The 15,301-nt window shown below is 74.3% G+C and carries 14 protein-coding genes; 8 read left to right on the forward strand and 6 right to left on the reverse strand.

Annotated features, from left to right (window positions below; genetic code table 11):
• Window positions 1-66 precede the first annotated feature (66 nt).
• The 3 genes from EAO73_RS20640 to EAO73_RS20650 all read left to right on the forward strand — a co-directional run bounded on the left by EAO73_RS20640 (window position 67) and on the right by EAO73_RS20650 (window position 2,176).
• A complete protein-coding gene (locus tag EAO73_RS20640) occupies window positions 67-1,005 on the forward strand; it encodes a PAC2 family protein (RefSeq protein WP_191134155.1) in 939 nt (312 codons plus the stop codon).
• A gap of 75 nt (window positions 1,006-1,080) precedes the next feature.
• Complete coding sequence (gene coaE, locus EAO73_RS20645) at window positions 1,081-1,683, forward strand: dephospho-CoA kinase (RefSeq protein ID WP_147972971.1); 603 nt, start codon at window positions 1,081-1,083, stop codon at window positions 1,681-1,683.
• Between the two features lie 130 nt (window positions 1,684-1,813).
• Window positions 1,814-2,176, forward strand: coding sequence for a tetratricopeptide repeat protein (locus EAO73_RS20650; RefSeq protein WP_147972972.1), 363 nt, complete (start codon window positions 1,814-1,816; stop codon window positions 2,174-2,176).
• An 11-nt stretch (window positions 2,177-2,187) separates the two neighbouring features.
• On the opposite strand, the gene EAO73_RS20655 is transcribed toward EAO73_RS20650, so the two are convergent.
• The 4 genes from EAO73_RS20655 to EAO73_RS20670 form a co-directional block, all read right to left on the reverse strand.
• A complete protein-coding gene (locus EAO73_RS20655) occupies window positions 2,188-2,481 on the reverse strand; it encodes a DUF6343 family protein (RefSeq protein ID WP_147972973.1) in 294 nt (97 codons plus the stop codon).
• Between the two features lie 52 nt (window positions 2,482-2,533).
• Window positions 2,534-3,613, reverse strand: a complete 1,080-nt coding sequence (locus EAO73_RS20660) for a tyrosine-protein phosphatase (protein WP_147972974.1) — start codon at window positions 3,611-3,613, stop codon at window positions 2,534-2,536.
• Window positions 3,614-3,651: 38 nt separating this feature from the next.
• The gene (locus tag EAO73_RS20665) at window positions 3,652-5,607 is read right to left on the reverse strand and encodes a hypothetical protein (protein WP_147972975.1); all 1,956 of its coding nucleotides are present in this window, start codon (window positions 5,605-5,607) and stop codon (window positions 3,652-3,654) included.
• Between the two features lie 74 nt (window positions 5,608-5,681).
• Complete coding sequence (locus tag EAO73_RS20670; protein ID WP_147972976.1) at window positions 5,682-6,584, reverse strand: SGNH/GDSL hydrolase family protein; 903 nt, start codon at window positions 6,582-6,584, stop codon at window positions 5,682-5,684.
• Between the two features lie 160 nt (window positions 6,585-6,744).
• Here EAO73_RS20670 and EAO73_RS20675 point away from each other — a divergent pair, with 160 nt between their 5' ends.
• Window positions 6,745-7,962, forward strand: a complete 1,218-nt coding sequence (locus EAO73_RS20675; RefSeq protein ID WP_147973571.1) for a PucR family transcriptional regulator — start codon at window positions 6,745-6,747, stop codon at window positions 7,960-7,962.
• A gap of 40 nt (window positions 7,963-8,002) precedes the next feature.
• Complete coding sequence (locus EAO73_RS20680) at window positions 8,003-8,695, forward strand: class I SAM-dependent methyltransferase (RefSeq protein ID WP_147972977.1); 693 nt, start codon at window positions 8,003-8,005, stop codon at window positions 8,693-8,695.
• 15 nt (window positions 8,696-8,710) lie between these two features.
• Here EAO73_RS20680 and EAO73_RS20685 read toward each other — a convergent pair whose 3' ends face one another.
• Complete coding sequence (locus tag EAO73_RS20685; protein WP_147972978.1) at window positions 8,711-9,058, reverse strand: hypothetical protein; 348 nt, start codon at window positions 9,056-9,058, stop codon at window positions 8,711-8,713.
• A gap of 249 nt (window positions 9,059-9,307) precedes the next feature.
• Here EAO73_RS20685 and EAO73_RS20690 point away from each other — a divergent pair, with 249 nt between their 5' ends.
• From EAO73_RS20690 to EAO73_RS20700, 3 genes are all read left to right on the forward strand, one after another.
• On the forward strand, window positions 9,308-10,294 hold the full coding sequence (locus tag EAO73_RS20690; RefSeq protein WP_147972979.1) for a slipin family protein: 987 nt from the start codon (window positions 9,308-9,310) through the stop codon (window positions 10,292-10,294).
• A 191-nt stretch (window positions 10,295-10,485) separates the two neighbouring features.
• The gene (locus EAO73_RS20695; protein WP_147972980.1) at window positions 10,486-13,347 is read left to right on the forward strand and encodes a DEAD/DEAH box helicase; all 2,862 of its coding nucleotides are present in this window, start codon (window positions 10,486-10,488) and stop codon (window positions 13,345-13,347) included.
• Window positions 13,344-14,651 carry an SWIM zinc finger family protein gene (locus tag EAO73_RS20700; RefSeq protein WP_147972981.1) on the forward strand — a complete coding sequence of 436 codons (1,308 nt, stop codon included), beginning with the start codon at window positions 13,344-13,346 and terminating at the stop codon, window positions 14,649-14,651. Before EAO73_RS20695 ends, EAO73_RS20700 begins: the two co-directional genes overlap by 4 nt.
• 33 nt (window positions 14,652-14,684) lie before the next feature.
• Here EAO73_RS20700 and EAO73_RS20705 read toward each other — a convergent pair whose 3' ends face one another.
• On the reverse strand, window positions 14,685-15,278 hold the full coding sequence (locus EAO73_RS20705; RefSeq protein WP_147972982.1) for a TetR/AcrR family transcriptional regulator: 594 nt from the start codon (window positions 15,276-15,278) through the stop codon (window positions 14,685-14,687).
• Window positions 15,279-15,301: the final 23 nt, after the last annotated feature.

The following is a 15,301-nucleotide window of genomic DNA, read 5'->3' on the forward strand; positions in this document are numbered from 1 at the left end:
GTGTACGGGGAATGACAGTGATCCCCGGGGCGTTCTTCTCCAGGAACACAAGGAGGAGCGGTAACCGTGCCTGATCCGCAGAGTTTGTACGAATGGGAGCCGAAGGGCCTGGCTGTCGTCGACATGGCGCTCGCCCAGGAGTCGGCCGGCCTGGTCATGCTCTACCACTTCGAGGGCTACATCGACGCGGGTGAGACGGGTGAGCAGATCGTCGACGGCCTGCTCGAATCGCTGCCGCACCAGGTCGTGGCCCGCTTCGACCACGACCGCCTGATCGACTACCGCGCCCGCCGCCCGCTGCTCACGTTCAAGCGGGACCGCTGGTCGGCGTACGAGACCCCGACCCTGGACGTCCGCGTGGTGCAGGACGCCACGGGCGCGCCGTTCCTGCTGCTGTCCGGCCCCGAGCCGGACGTGGAGTGGGAGAAGTTCGCCGCCGCCGTCGAGCAGATCGTCGAGCGGCTCGGCGTCCGCCTCGCGGTCAACTTCCACGGCATCCCGATGGGAGTCCCGCACACCCGTCCCGTCGGCATCACCCCGCACGGCAACCGCACCGACCTGATGCCCGGCCACCGCAGCCCCTTCGACGAGGCACAGGTGCCCGGCTCCGCCGAGGCGCTCGTCGAGTACCGGCTGATGGAGGCGGGCCACGACGTGCTGGGCGTCGCCGCCCATGTGCCGCACTACGTCGCCCGCTCCGCCTACCCGGACGCCGCGCTCACCGCGCTGGAGGCGATCACCGCCGCCACCGGCCTGGTCCTGCCGGCTGTCGCGCACTCCCTGCGCACCGAGGCGCACCGCACCCAGACGGAGATCGACCGCCAGATCGGCCAGGGCGACGAGGAACTGGTCTCGCTGGTCGAGGGCCTTGAGCACCAGTACGACGCGGTCGCGGGCGCGGAGACCCGGGGCAACCTGGTCGCCGAGCCGGCGGACCTGCCGTCCGCCGACGAGATCGGCCTGGAATTCGAGAAGTTCCTGGCCGAGCGCGAGGGCGACGGCTGACCGTCACGTCCTGTGCCCGCTGCCCGTAGCCCCCGCCACCGGGGGCCACGGGCAGCGGGCATTAGGCTGCCGGGCATGCTGAAAGTGGGCCTGACCGGGGGCATCGGAGCCGGTAAGAGCGAAGTGTCCCGGCTGTTCATCGGGCATGGTGCCGTCCTCGTCGACGCGGACCGCATCGCCCGGGAGGTCGTCGAGCCCGGCACGCCCGGTCTCGCCGCCGTCGTCGAGGAGTTCGGCCCCGGCATCCTGACCCCGGAAGGCACCCTGGACCGGCCCGCGCTCGGCGCGATCGTCTTCGCCGACCCGGACCGCCTCGCCGCGCTCAACGCGATCGTCCACCCCCTCGTCCGCGACCGCTCCGCCGAACTGGAGAAGGCCGCCGGACCGGACTCCGTGGTCGTCCACGACGTCCCCCTCCTCACCGAGAACGGCCTCGCCCCCCTCTACGACCTGGTCGTCGTGGTCGACGCCGCCCCGGAGACCCAGCTCGACCGGCTCGTCCGGCTGCGCGGCATGACCGAGGCGGACGCCCGCGCCCGCATGGCCGCCCAGGCCACCCGCGAGCAGCGGCGCGCCGTCGCCGACCTGGTCATCGACAACGACGGACCGGTCGAGGAGCTGGAGGCGCAGGTCCGCACGGTCTGGGCGGAGCTGGAGCGGCGGGCGGCGGCGGGCTGAGCCCGTAGCCGTACGGGGGACCGGCCGGGCCCATTTCCGTACCGCGCCACCCGCCGAGCCCGCAGCCGCGCCGGAATACCCGTAGCCGTCCCCGCGTTCACCCCGGGACGGACCAGGGAAGGATGCGACCGTGCCCGAGAGGAACCCGGAGACCGACGTCATCGACTTCCGCGCGGCGGAGCAGCTGCTCGCCGCGCGCGACCCCCGGGGTGCGGTGCGGCTGCTCGACTCGGTGATCGCCGCCCACCCCGAGAACACCGCCGCCCGGCTCCTGCGCGCCCGCGCCTTCTTCGCGGCGGCGCAGCTGCGTCCCGCGGAGCTGGAATTCGAGCTGGTGCTCGAGCGGGAGCCGGACAACGCCTTCGCGCACTTCGCCCTCGCCCGCACCTTCGAGCGTTCCGGTCACCCGGAGCGGGCCAGGCGCCACTTCAGGCTGGCGGCTGCGCTCGACCCGAAGCCGGAGTATCTGAAGGCCGCCCGCTTCGAGAACTAGGCCGCCCGCAACTAGGGCGTGCCCGGGGGCGGGCCCTTGCCGCCGCGCGGCCCGTGGTCGGGTTCGTACGGCGGTATGGCCCGGCCCGGCTGGTAGTGCGCGCCCTGGCGCAGCCGGTGCACGACGAAGCACAGGTCGACGACGACCAGCACGAGCAGCACTCCGCAGACCGCTGCCCAGCCGGTGCGGCCGTTCACGGCGAAGGCCGTCACGCCGAAGACGGCCCAGGCCAGGCCCCAGAGACTCAGCCAGAGCCGCATCCGCAGCGGGCTGCGGGCGGTCGTGGGTTCATTACCGGTACGCATGGCATCGCCTCACCTACCAGCATGGACCCCCGACCGGGCAGGTGCGGCACGGTCAGTCGGTGAGCAGCTTCGCCCGCAGTGTCGCCACGGTCGCCGCGTCGAGCTTCAGCCCCTCGCGTACGTAGGTGTCGAAGTCGCCGTAGATGTGGTCCACCTCGGCGAACGCGGCGCGCAGCCAGCTCAGTTCCACGGCCTTCGGATTGCCGGTGTACTGGTTGCTGGCCAGGAAGTCCGCCTCGACCGTCTCCCGGGGGACGCCGAGCAGCGTGAGCAGGACGGCCGTGCCCCAGCCGGTGCGGTCCTTGCCGGCGCTGCAGTGGAAGACCGTGGCGCCGGAGGTGTTCGTGGCGACGGCCGTGACGAGGTCGTGGAAGGCGTAGTCGGCGCCCACGAAGTTGACCATGAACGGGTAGCCGATGGACTGGCCGAGGTCCGAGGAGCCGGAGAAGAGACCGGCGGCGAGGGCCTGGGCCAGGGTCATCAGCGCCGAGTCGTGGAAGCGGATGCCGTGGGCGAAGGAGACGACGTCCGCGACCTGGTACGTCACCCCGGCGGGCAGCCGGTCCGGGTCGTCGTGGCGCTCCTGGGCGTTGCGCAGGTCCACGTCGAGCGTGAGCCTCTGGGAGACCAGCCGTTGCTGCTCGGCGTCGGTGAGGCCGTTCAGCTTGTTGGAGCGGTAGACCAGGCCGGGACGCACCCAGTGCCCATCCGTGGTGCGGTAGCCGCCGATGTCCCGGAAGTTGCGGGCGGACTCCAGGCCGAGCGAGCGGTCGGCGACAACGAGCGGGCTCCCGCTGTCAGGGACCAGCCGGAAGTACCAGCGCCCGGCCTCCGGGAGCGTGCCCGGCGCGACGGTCAGCGAGCCGCTGCCCGGTGCGGTGCCGAGCGCGGTGCCGGCGGTGGCGTCGGACGAGGTGACGGCGGTGACGGTGACCGATCCGGCGGGCGAGGCCCAGGCGAGGGTGTGGCCGCCGTCCGCCGTGCGCGTGGCGGTGGCCCGGGTGAACGGGACGGCGGACTGCGCGACGGACGCCGTGGCCGCGGGCGGTGCGGCGAAGGCGGCCGGCGCGATGACCGTACCGGTGAGGAGGGCGGTGGCGAGGACGGCGCCGGCGATGCGGTGCGTACGCATGGTGCTCCTTGTCTGGACCCTGCGGGGCAGGGGAGGCGTCAGGAGGTCGGGGTGGCGGTGCACGGGGTGGAGCCGCAGACATTGATGACACGGCCGGTGGTCAGAAAGGTGGCCTTCTGCTGACGCGCGGCGGGCGAGTTGCGGGGATCTTCGTGCGGGTCGTGCCCGTAGGCCGGCCCGGCGGGCGGGGTGTTGGTGACCGGGGGAGCCGGCGTACCGCTGTCCCAGACGGTCATCGCCGAGCCCCGGTAGGGCGGTTGGCCCGGCCCGATGCGGCGGATGCCCCAGTACGGGACGGCGTCCGGGCTGCGGCCGGCGGCGAGCGCGGGGGTGAGGAGCCGGGCGCCGATGGTGCGTGCCTCCACGTCGGCCGCCGCGTTCGCGACCTGGTGGTCGCCGTACGCGATGTGCAGCAGGACCTGGTGGTGGTCGGTGAGGTGCTGCGCGTACGCGTTGGTCTCGCCCCGGTCCCAGACCATCTGGAAGAGCTGGAGGACCAGTTGCTGGTGCAGCTTGTCCGGGTAGGCGGCGTCCAGGACCTGCTGGAACGGGGCGAAGTCGGCGCTGCGGTTGAGGAGCAGCCCGTAGTTCATGCCGGTGACGCCCAGCACCCCGCGCCGGATGTCGGTCGAGGCGGCGACCAGCGCGCCGCCGAGGATGCCGCCCTGGCTGTTCCCGTCGTACGCGAGGCCGTGCCGGGTGTCGACGAGCGGACGCCCGTCGGCGGTGCGGAACGCCGGGTCGGTGGTCAGGCCCCTGGTGTGGATCAGGGCGCGGCCGAGGAACAGAGCGTTCAGCATGCCCTGTTCGCTGCGTTCCGGTACGGCGGGGAAGAGGTTCGGGTCGGAGAGCGCGGCCACCACGACGGGGATGTCGTCCTTGGCCATGCCGATCCAGTCCGTCGCGCAGAACGTGAAGTCGTGCTCGGCGGCCATGTCCTTGACGTTCCCCGCGCCGACCTCGTTGCGGGAGCCGAGCAGGCCGTGTCCGTAGAGCGAGGGGCGCGAGGGCGTACGGAAGGCGGCGCGCGGGATCTCGCAACGGAACGCGGCGGTCTGCGTGCTGCCCGGAAGCGCGCGCGGGGTGCCGTCGCGGTCGCGCTTCAGCACGGCGCCGGGTGGGCCGCCGGGTGCGTCCAGATAGCCGGGCACGGTGATCGCGCCGGCGACCTCGCGGGCGATCCGGGGGTCCTGTTCCCGGGTGAAGTCCGTGACCCCGGTGACCGTGAAGCCGGGTGAGCGGTCGCCGAGCCGGCGGAACGCGTCGTCGCGGAGGGTGAACAGGTCACCGGTGAGGCTGCGGGTGGAGGCGACGGTGAAGTCCCAGGCCAGGTTGAGCCCCTGGGCATAGACCCCGGCCCGGCGCAGCGCGGTCAGGGCGGGCCGAAGCCGGTCCTGGCGGACGCGCAGCGGATCGTGCGCGGGCAGCCGCTTCCCGGCGACGGCGGCGAACGGCGCGGCGGCCGGAATCGTACGGCCCTCCCCGTCCTTGAGCCGGCGCAGCGCCACGGCGTAGTGGTGGCCGTCGCGGAAGTTGCGGGCCGGGTGGATGAGCAGGGCCCGGCGCGCGGGGTCGGTGGCGTTGGCGTCCGTCTCCGCCCAGTAGGGCCACCGCTCACCGGTCGCGGTGTCGAGCAGGACGATCGGTGCGTCCCGGTCGAGGGACCTGCCGATGTCGGTGAGCGGGGCCGCGCCGGTCCTCGCCAGGTCGAGCCCCGGTACCTGGGCGATCAGGGTGGAGCCGGGGGAGAAGCCGTCGGACCGGTTCCAGGCGGCCGGGTCGACGGCCTGCCCGCTCGCGGGCCGGGGCAGGACCGAGGTGTCGAGGGCCACCCGGCGGCCCGTGCCGGTGCGCGGGTCCGGCCGGGTGTACCAGTCGCTGGGGAACGGCAGCAGGCACTCGGCGGGTGCCAGCGGGTCGCAGCCCCGCGCCGGGGAGGGGTCCGCCGGGGCCGCGTGGGCGGGCGGGGCGAGGGCCGGGGCGCCACCGCGCACCCGTTGCGGCTGCGGCTGCTGGTGCTGGTGGCCCTCGCGGCGAGCAGTCCGTTGAGCATCCGCTGCCGCACGGGTCAGCTCCCCTGGAGGTGCGCGCCGATGATCCGGGCGTAGGCGGCCTCGCCCTGCCGGTTCGGGTGCAGCGGGGCGGCCGGAGCGGTGGGCACGTACCCCTCGACCCACTTGTCGGACGGCGCCTGGCAGGCGTCGTGGCCCTTGCTCGGCGTGGCGACGTCGACGTACTCGGCGCCGTGCGCGGCGCTCTGCTCGGCGATGACCGCGTTCATCCGGTTCACGCTGCCCTGGAGGAAGTCGGCATCCACCGGCAGCACGGGCTGCAGCGGCCAGCAGCCGCCGGGCTTGATGTACAGCCCGTAGCCCGTCACGAGAATCCTGGCCTGCGGCGACCGCTGGTGGATTCCGTCGAGTACGGCTCCGAGGCGCGGCGCGAACGCGTCGATCCGCTGCGCCACCTGGTCGACCCCGCCCTCCGTCAGCTTGTCCTTGCACGGGGTGGCGGTCGGGTCGAGCTGCATGCAGTCCTGCGCGATGCCGACCAGACCGGCGTCGTTGCCGCCGATGGTCAGGGTCACCAGGTCGGTGTCCGCGCGCAGCGCGTCGAACTGCGGGGCCGCCGAACCCATCGGGACGTCGAGCAGCGACAGCGACTGCTTCTCGGTCATGTGCTTGGACTGGGCGCCGCTGCACGTGACGTCGCGCAGCGAGGCGCCGATGCTCGCCGCCAGCTCGTGCGCGTAGTTGTGCGTGGAACGGCCGCAGGCCAGCGGTCCGGTGATGCCCGGGATGAGCGGCCCGGAGGCCATGGAGTCGCCGAGCGCCACGTACTGGACGGGGTCGTCGGCGCTCGCCGCCCAGGCGCCGGACGCGGTGGTGCCGACGGCCAGGGAGGCCAGGGCGACGGCGGTCGCCGCTCCTTTGACGGTACGACAGAACGCCTTGTTCCGGGACGAGTTCATGACGACCTCCGGTGCGTTGCGAGTGGGGGCATGGCGGGTGTCGCCGGTCATCATGCAGACTCGAACGCCGTCGTTTAACTGGTGGGTAACGCAGACTTCGCCGGGGGCTTTTGTGACGCATGACAAAGAACGGTCCGTCGTGGCGGGCGGGCCGCGGCCGCTGTCGATCGCCGGGCGCCCGGTGGCGGGCCGGCTGCGGGCCCGCGTCCCTGCCCTGACCGCCCGGGTCGTCGCCCGGCTGCTGAGCGATCTGCCGGTCTACGCGGAGCTGCCGCACGAGGAGATCGCCGGCGACATCGCGGACATCGTCCAGCACAATCTGCGGCTCTTCGCGGACGTCCTCGAACACCGCAGGGCCGTCACGGACGACGAACTGGCCCAGCAGCGCGACTCGGCGGCCCAGCGTGCGGAGGAGGGCGTGCCGCTGGACGCCATCCTGACCGCCTACCAGGTCGGCGTCGCCATGTGCTGGGAGGAGACCGCGCAGGACGCCGGGCCCGGGGACCTGCCCGACGTGCTGGAGATCATGGACCGCATCCTGGTCCTCCAGCAGCAGCTGACCTCGGCGGTGAGCGGCGCCTATCTGGAGGCCCGGCAGATCCTGGACAGCCAGGAGCACGGCGGCCGGCACGCGCTGATGGCCGCGCTGCTGACCGGCGAGGACCTGGACGGCTTCACCCGGCGCACCGGCCTGCGCCCGGCCGCCCGCTATCTGACGATGACGCTCGCTCTGGCTCCGCACCCGGACGAGACGGGGGCGGGTCCCGCGCCGGGCCCCGGTGCGGGGGTGGCCGCCCGGCGCAAGATACGGCGCATCCGGGCGGCCCTGGACCGGTACGCCGGGACGCCCGCGCTGACCGCGCTGGACGCGTCCGGCGGCACCGTGCTGCTGCCCGTCGCGGAGCCGCCGCCGTGGGACGGGCCCGGCGGGCTGTGCGACCTGATCGCCGGGGCGACCCGGGCGGCGGGTGTCCCCGTCACGGCCGCCGCCGAGACCGCCTCACCGGCCGGGGTGCCGGCGGCGGTGGCCCGCAACGGCGAGATCGTGGACCTGGTGGCCCGTACCGGACGGGCGCCCGGCCTCTACCGGCTGGCCGACGTGCTCCTGGAGTACCAGCTCAGCCGGCCCAGCGAGGCGCTGCGCGGGCTCGCGGGGCTGCTGAGCCCGCTGGACGCCAAGCCGGAGCTGCTGCACACCCTGGAGACGTACCTCGGGCACGGGCTGGACCGCCGGGCCGCGGCGGCCGCGCTGCACGTCCACCCCAACACCGTCGACTACCGCATCCGCCGCATCGACCGCCTCACCGGTCTCTCCCCGGCCCGCCCCGCCGACCTTCAGCACCTGAGTGCGGCGCTGGTCGCGCGGCGCTCGGTGTGAGGGGCGGGAACGAACGCCGCCGTACGGCCGTTCGGTGGGTATGAGCGGACAACTGGTACGTGAGGGTTACTCAGGGACCGGGCCGGGCGCCATCACTCCGGACGGCTGCGCCGTCGAGCTGTACACCAGGCTGGCCGTGGGCGACGAACCGGACGTGATCGAGGCGGCCGTCCCCGCCGGTGCGCACATCCTGGAACTGGGCTGCGGGGTGGGCCGGGTGACGCGTCCGCTGATCGAGCGCGGCTTCCGGATCACCGGCGTGGACGAGTCGCCGCAGATGCTGGAGCGGGTGCGCGGCGCGCGGACGGTGTGCGCCCCGATCGAGTCGCTGGACCTCGGCGAGGAGACCTTCGACGTCGTCATGCTCGCGTCCTTCCTCGTGCACGCGGGCGACCACGGGGTGCGCGACGGGCTGCTGCGGACCTGCCGTCGGTATGTGCGCGACGGCGGCGTGGTGCTCATCCAGCGCGAGGGGGCCGACTACCACGTCACCCCCCGGGAGCGTGCCGTTGCGGCCGGCTACACCGTGCGGATCGTCTCCTCGGAGCCGGTCGGAGACGGGGTGCGCTCGGTGCGCGCGGAGTACGAGTTCCCCGACGCCCGGTGGACGCAGACGTTCCGGTCCCGGCCGCTGACGAAGGAGGAGTTCGAGGAGCACCTGGAGGCGGCCGGGCTGAAAGTGGACCGCTATCTCACGGACGACGGCATCTGGGTGCGGGCCGTGCCCGTGTAGCGCTGCCCGGGGCCGTCAGTGGACGGTGCTGAAGCTCCGCCAGGGCAGCGCGTTCGGCGCGTTGACGTCGGAGAAGGTGGTCGCCACGTACGTCGTTCCGGGGCCGGTGCAGTTCGGTGTCCGGTACAGGATGATGTCGATCAGCGTCTCGTTGGCCACCTGCTTGGCGCCGGCGGGGGCGAGCCGGTGGCAGCCCTTGACCGACGGGCTGTTCACCTCGATCACGGCGTCCCGCTCGGTGGTGTAGATGACCGGGCCGACCGCAGTCCGGCCGAGGCCCGAGCAGCCTGCGACGGTGAGGGTCAGGAGCACGGCCTGGGCGGCGATGGCGAGCCGGCGGCGCCGGCGGTCGATCACGGGCATGGGCGGGTCCTCGTCTGTCTCGTCACCACGCACACCGCGGTGCACGGGCCTGGGTACGTGCCGGTGCTGGTCACCCTGCCCGCTTCCCCGCGCCCCGGCATCCGGGAAGCGGCCGGGCGGGGGAGCGGAGCGGCGGCGGGCGGACCCGGAGGCGTTCGACCTGAAGCAGAACCGGGCATACCGTGGTATTAGCGCACGAAGAGGGTGCGAGGCCGAGAGCCGGGGTCTACCGGCTGGCAGGGGGCCGTCATGGTCCAGGACCTCTTGATCGCGGTGGTCGCGGCAGCGGCGGTGGGCGCCCTGTATCTCGCGGCGGCCGCCCGGGTCGTCAGGCAGTACGAACGGGGTGTGGTCCTCAGACTGGGCCGGCTCCGCGACGAGGTGCGCCCGCCGGGGTTCACCATGGTGCTGCCCGGCGTCGACCGGCTCCGCAAGGTCAACATGCAGATCGTCACCATGCCCGTGCCCGCCCAGGACGGCATCACCCGGGACAACGTCACGGTCCGGGTGGACGCCGTCATCTACTTCAAGGTGGTCGACCCGGCGAGCGCGGTCGTCGAGGTCGAGGACTACCGCTTCGCGGTCTCGCAGATGGCGCAGACCTCGCTGCGGTCGATCATCGGCAAGAGCGATCTGGACGACCTCCTCTCCAACCGCGAGAAGCTGAACCAGGGCCTGGAGCTGATGATCGACAGCCCCGCGGTCGGCTGGGGCGTCCAGATCGACCGGGTCGAGATCAAGGACGTGTCCCTGCCGGAGACCATGAAGCGCTCCATGGCCCGCCAGGCCGAGGCCGACCGTGAACGGCGCGCCCGTGTCATCAACGCGGACGCGGAGCTCCAGGCGTCCAAGAAGCTGGCCGAGGCGGCGTCGGAGATGTCCACCCAGCCGGCCGCGCTCCAGCTGCGACTGCTCCAGACCGTGGTGGCGGTCGCGGCCGAGAAGAACTCCACCCTCGTGCTGCCGTTCCCGGTGGAGCTGCTGCGCTTCCTGGAACGCGCCCAGCAGCAGGGCCCGCCGCCCGAGGCCGTGCGGCCTCCGGAGCGGGGCGAGCCGCTGTCGCCGGGCGCCGGTGACGGTGCGCCGGAGTCCCAGCCGCTCACCGACGGCAGCCCGGAGCCGGCGGACTCCGATGCGCCGGCGCGCCGGCCGTCCGCCGCTGGCGCCCGCTCCGAGGCCTCCGCTCGGGCCGCGGCAGGACCCCGCACGGACGTGGAGTCGTACGCCCGGCACTGACCGGACGTCCGCGCATGCCGGCCGTCGCCCGACCCGTACGAGCTGCGGGAAAGGCGGCGGCCGGGCCCTGTCCGAGGGCGTTGTCAGACCTCCCGCCTAGACTCGCCTGGCAGCGGACGAGGCCGTGCTGACCAGGCACGGAACGCCAGGACGCGGCCGCCGGGCCGTGCACGACGGGAAGGGAGGGACCGGTGACCACCGCACCGCCGCCGCAGGACGCGGACGACAGCCGCCTGCTGCGCTGCGCCGCCGTCTTCATCCCCGGTACGCCCCCGCGCCGGGGGCGCGTCGCCTTCTGGGACCCGGCCGACGCCCCGCTCCCCGAGACCGCCGAAGCCCGGAGCGAGGCGATCACGGTCGTCCGCCCGTCCGGGGCCGGCGGCGAGGTGCGCACGCGGGACGTGCCCGCGCTCCTGCTTCCGGTCGACGCGGCCCTGCCCCTGCTCGCGCGCGCCCGGCACCTGCGCTCCGCACACCCGGCGACCCGCGCCTGGGGGACCGCCGCCCTGCACGCGCTGCACTTGGTGGCCGGTGGCCGTATGCTCCCCGGGCTGACGGCCGACGACCACGACGCCTGGCGGGCCGGGCCCCGCGATGCCGGGGACGTCGCCCACCTGCGCGCGGTGGCCGCCGCCCTGCCCTGGGAGGGGCACGCCGTCCCGCTGCCCGACCGGGCCCCGCTCCGGCTGCCCGACCCCGAGGCGCTGATCGGGGCCTTCCTCGACGCGGTCGCGGACACCCTGCCCCGGACGCCCGCCGCCGCGTTCGCCATGGGCGCCCCGTTCGCCGCGACCGAGCCACAGCATCTGCCCGGTGCGCGGGAGTGGGCCGTGGAGGTGGCCTCCGGACTGGACGCCGGGGTGCGGGTGTCCCTGCGCCTGGACCTCTCCGCGTACGAGCTCTTCGACACGGCCGGACCCGACGAGGCGACGGGCGAGACCGATCGGCATGCCGCCGCGGCCGTCACCCAGGTGCACAGCCTCGCCGACCCCACCTACGTGGTCGACGCCGCGGCCCTGTGGGCCGGTGACGCGGGCGAACCATTCGGCCCCCGGGCCCGGATCGACACCGCGCTCGCGCTGCGCCGCGCCGCCCGCGTCTGGGCCCCGCTCGAACGGCTGCTGGACCAGCCGGTCCCCGACGTGCTGGCCCTGGGAGAGGACGAGCTCTACGAGCTGCTGGGTGACGCCGGTGCCCGGCTGGCCGCCGCCGGGGTCGGGGTCCACTGGCCCAGGGAGCTGGCCCGTACGCTCACCGCGACGGCCGTGGTGCGGCCCGCGCCCGGGACGGCCACGGACGGCACCGCGTTCTTCGACGCCGAACAGCTCTTCGCGTTCGACTGGCAGCTCGCGCTGGGCGAACAGCGGCTCACCGAGGCCGAGATGGACGTGCTCGCCGAGGCCCACCGCCCCGTGGTCCGGCTGCGGGACCAGTGGGTCGTCGTCGATCCCGCGCTCGTCCGCAAGGCGCGCAAGCGGGAGCTGGGCCTGCTCGACCCTGTGGACGCCCTCGCGGTCGCGCTGACCGGCAGCGCCGAGGTGGACGGCGAACAGGTCGAGGCGGTGCCCGCCGGCACGCTGGCGGAGCTGCGTACGCGCCTGCTCACCGACGACCCCGTGCCCGCCCCGCCGCCCGGACTCCACGCGACGCTCCGCGACTACCAGCTGCGCGGGCTGGCCTGGCTGGACCGGATGACCTCGCTGGGCCTCGGCGGCTGCCTCGCCGACGACATGGGCCTCGGCAAGACGATCACCCTGATCGCCCTCCACCTCCACCGCGCCCACCCCGCGCCCACGCTGGTCATCTGTCCCGCCTCCCTGCTGGGCAACTGGCACCGCGAGATCAACCGCTTCGCCCCCGGCGTCCCCGTGCGCAGATTCCACGGCACCGGCCGCACCCTCGCCGGAGCGGACCGGGGCTTCGTCCTCACCACGTACGGCACGATGCGCTCCAGCGCCGCCGAACTGGCCGCCCACCGCTGGGGCCTGGTCGTCGCCGACGAGGCGCAGCACGTCAAGAACCCGCACTCCACCACCGCGAAGGCGCTGCGCACCATCCCCTCCCCGGCGCGGGTCGCCCTGACCGGCACCCCCGTGGAGAACAACCTCTCCGAGCTGTGGGCGCTGCTCGACTGGACGACGCCCGGACTGCTCGGCCCCCTCAAGGCGTTCCGGGCCCGGCACGCCCGGATCGTGGAGAACACCGGCACGGCGGCGGGCCTCGGCAACGACGAGGCGGTGGAGCGGCTGTCCCGGCTGGTCCGGCCGTTCCTGCTGCGCCGCAAGAAGTCCGACCCGGGCATCGCGCCCGAGCTGCCCCCCAAGACGGAGACCGACCACCCCGTCTTCCTCACCCGCGAGCAGGCCACGCTGTACGAGGCCACCGTGCGCGAGACCATGGCGTACATCGAGGCGTCCGAGGGCATCGCGCGGCGCGGCCTGATCATGAAGCTGCTGGCCTCGCTCAAGCAGATCTGCAACCACCCCGCGCAGTATCTGAAGGAGGACGCGGCCCGGCTCACCGGACGCTCGGGAAAGCTCGCCCTCCTGGACGAACTGCTCGACACGATCCTCGCCGAGGACGGCTCGGTGCTGGTCTTCACGCAGTACGTGACGATGGCCCGGCTGCTGTCCGCCCATCTGACCGCCCGTGCGATCCCGTCCCAGCTCCTGCACGGTGGCACGCCGGTGGCCGAGCGGGAGAGGATGGTCGACCGCTTCCAGTCCGGCGAGGTCCCCGTCTTCCTGCTCTCCCTCAAGGCGGCGGGCACGGGTCTCAACCTCACCCGGGCCGCCCATGTCATCCACTACGACCGCTGGTGGAACCCGGCCGTCGAGGAGCAGGCCACGGACCGGGCGTACCGCATCGGCCAGACCCAGCCCGTCCAGGTGCACCGGCTGATCGCCGAGGGCACGGTGGAGGACCGCATCGGCGAGATGCTGCTCGCCAAGCGGGCGCTGGCCGACGCCGTCCTCGGCAGCGGCGAGAGCGCGCTGACCGAGCTGAGCGACCGTGACCTGGCCGACCTCGTCTCCCTCCGGAGGCCGTCATGAGCCCCGCGCCCCGCCGGCGCCCGGACAGTGCCCGCCCCGGCGCCCGTTCCCGTCCCGGGCCCGACGATCTGCGGCGCACCTTCGAGGCCGTTCCGGTGCGCACCTCCGGCGAGGGCGAGCCGTTCGCCGAGAGCTGGTGGGGCCGGGCCTGGGTGACGGCGCTGGAATCCCTCTCGATGGACGGCCCGCGCCTGGCCAGGGGCCGGGACTACGCGGACGGCGGGCATGTCGCCGCGATCACCGTCACGCCGGGGCACGTCGTCGCCTACGTGCACGGCAGCCGCCCCCGCCCGTACCGCGCCGAGCTGCGGCTGCGGGCGTTCGCCGACCCCGACTGGGACACCCTGCTGGACGCGGTCGCCGCGCGCCCCGGCCACCTCGCCGCGCTGCTCGCCAAGGAGATGCCGCACTCCCTGGCGGAGACCGCGACCGCCGCCGGCATGACCCTGCTGCCCGCCCCGGGCGACCTCGACCCCGCCTGCACCTGCCCCGACCGGGGCAGGCCCTGCAAGCACGTCGCGGCCCTCAGCTACCAGATGGCCCTCCTGCTGGACACCGACCCGTTCGTCCTGCTCCTGCTGCGCGGCCGGGGCGAGCGCGAACTCCTGGAGGAGCTGGGCCGGCGCAACGCCGCGCACTCCGCCCGGGAGCGGCCCCCCGCCCCCGACACCCCGTCCGTGCCCGTCGAAGAGGCGCTGGCCGCCCGCTTCCTGCCGCCGCTGCCCGCGCCGTTCCCGGTGGACCCGCACCCGGGCCGCCCGCCCGCCTACCCCGCGCTGCCCGGGGCCCGGGACCCGCTCGCCCTGGACCAGCTCGCCACGGACGCGGCGGCCCGCGCCCACGCCCTGCTGACCACCGGCCGCGACCCGCTCGCCGGGCTCACCACCTGGCAGGACGCCGTGCGTCTCGCGGCGTCCGGACCCACCGCCGGGCTCACCGCTAGCACCCGCGCCCTCTACCGGGAGCTGGCCTCCGCCACCGGCCGCAACACCACGGACCTGGCCCGCGCCGTCGCCGCCTGGCGGCAGGGCGAGGCCGAGGGTCTTGCGGTCCTGGAGACGCCGTGGGACCCCCCGGCGGGCCCCTTCGACCGGGCCCGCCCGGCCCTCGCGGCGGCCGGCTTCCCCCGCTTCCAGCCCTGGCGCAACCAGCTCACCCACCCGGGCCACGCCTTCCAGCTCCGCTTCGGCCGCGACGGCCGCTGGTACGGCTACGAGTCGGACCCGGGCGAGGACGACTGGTGGCCGCGTGCCGCGCCGGACACCGACCCGGTCGGCGCCCTCCTGGAGCTGACCGGCGGCTGAGGGGTCCCTGCCCCGCCCGGCATGCCCGAAGCCTCAGCCGTGCCCGCGCCCGGCGGGCAGCACGGCGTCGACGACGGCGGCCGCGAAACCGGGCGGCACGGGCTCGTTCCTGAGCAGCGCCCGCACCCACACCGCCCCCGCGATCAGGTCGAGCAGCAGCTTCGGGTCGGCCCCCGGCGGCAGCTCGCCGCGTGCGGCGGCCCGGGTGAACACCGGCTGCTCGCGCGAGAACCGGTCGGCGAAGAAGTCCCGGCCCAGCGCGGCGAGTTCGTCGTCGGGCAGGCCCGTCCCGGAGGCCAGGGCCCGCACGATCGCCCGGGTCCGTACACCGGTGACCAGGCCGGTCACCTGCTCCGTGAGGGCGATCAGGTCCCCGCGCAGCGAGCCCGAGTCGGGGATCTCGAGGTCCAGGACCCGGGCCCGGAGCAGCGCGGCGCGCAGCAGCGGCGCCTTCGACGGCCACCAGCGGTAGATGGTCGTCTTGTTGACCCCCGCTTCCTGGGCGACGGCCTCGACGGTGAGCCCCGCGTAGCCGCGCTCGGCGAGCAGCCGCAGGGTGGCGTCGAAGATCGCCTCGGCGGCGCGGGGGCCCTTGCCGGGCCGGGACTGTGGGGGAGGGGCGGACATGGCGGCTCCAGAAAAGTGCAACG

It is taken from the genome of Streptomyces sp. col6, from assembly GCF_008042035.1.
Lineage (GTDB): Bacteria > Actinomycetota > Actinomycetes > Streptomycetales > Streptomycetaceae > Streptomyces.

Coding starts and splice junctions, on each gene's coding strand:
- coaE (WP_147972971.1), top strand. CDS start 1,081: ATGCTGAAAGTGGGCCTGACCGGGGGCATCGGAGCCGGTAAGAGCGAA.
- EAO73_RS20655 (WP_147972973.1), bottom strand. CDS start 2,481: ATGCGTACCGGTAATGAACCCACGACCGCCCGCAGCCCGCTGCGGATG.
- EAO73_RS20660 (WP_147972974.1), bottom strand. CDS start 3,613: ATGCGTACGCACCGCATCGCCGGCGCCGTCCTCGCCACCGCCCTCCTC.
- EAO73_RS20670 (WP_147972976.1), bottom strand. CDS start 6,584: ATGAACTCGTCCCGGAACAAGGCGTTCTGTCGTACCGTCAAAGGAGCG.
- EAO73_RS20680 (WP_147972977.1), top strand. CDS start 8,003: ATGAGCGGACAACTGGTACGTGAGGGTTACTCAGGGACCGGGCCGGGC.
- EAO73_RS20685 (WP_147972978.1), bottom strand. CDS start 9,058: ATGCCCGTGATCGACCGCCGGCGCCGCCGGCTCGCCATCGCCGCCCAG.
- EAO73_RS20690 (WP_147972979.1), top strand. CDS start 9,308: ATGGTCCAGGACCTCTTGATCGCGGTGGTCGCGGCAGCGGCGGTGGGC.
- EAO73_RS20700 (WP_147972981.1), top strand. CDS start 13,344: ATGAGCCCCGCGCCCCGCCGGCGCCCGGACAGTGCCCGCCCCGGCGCC.
- EAO73_RS20705 (WP_147972982.1), bottom strand. CDS start 15,278: ATGTCCGCCCCTCCCCCACAGTCCCGGCCCGGCAAGGGCCCCCGCGCC.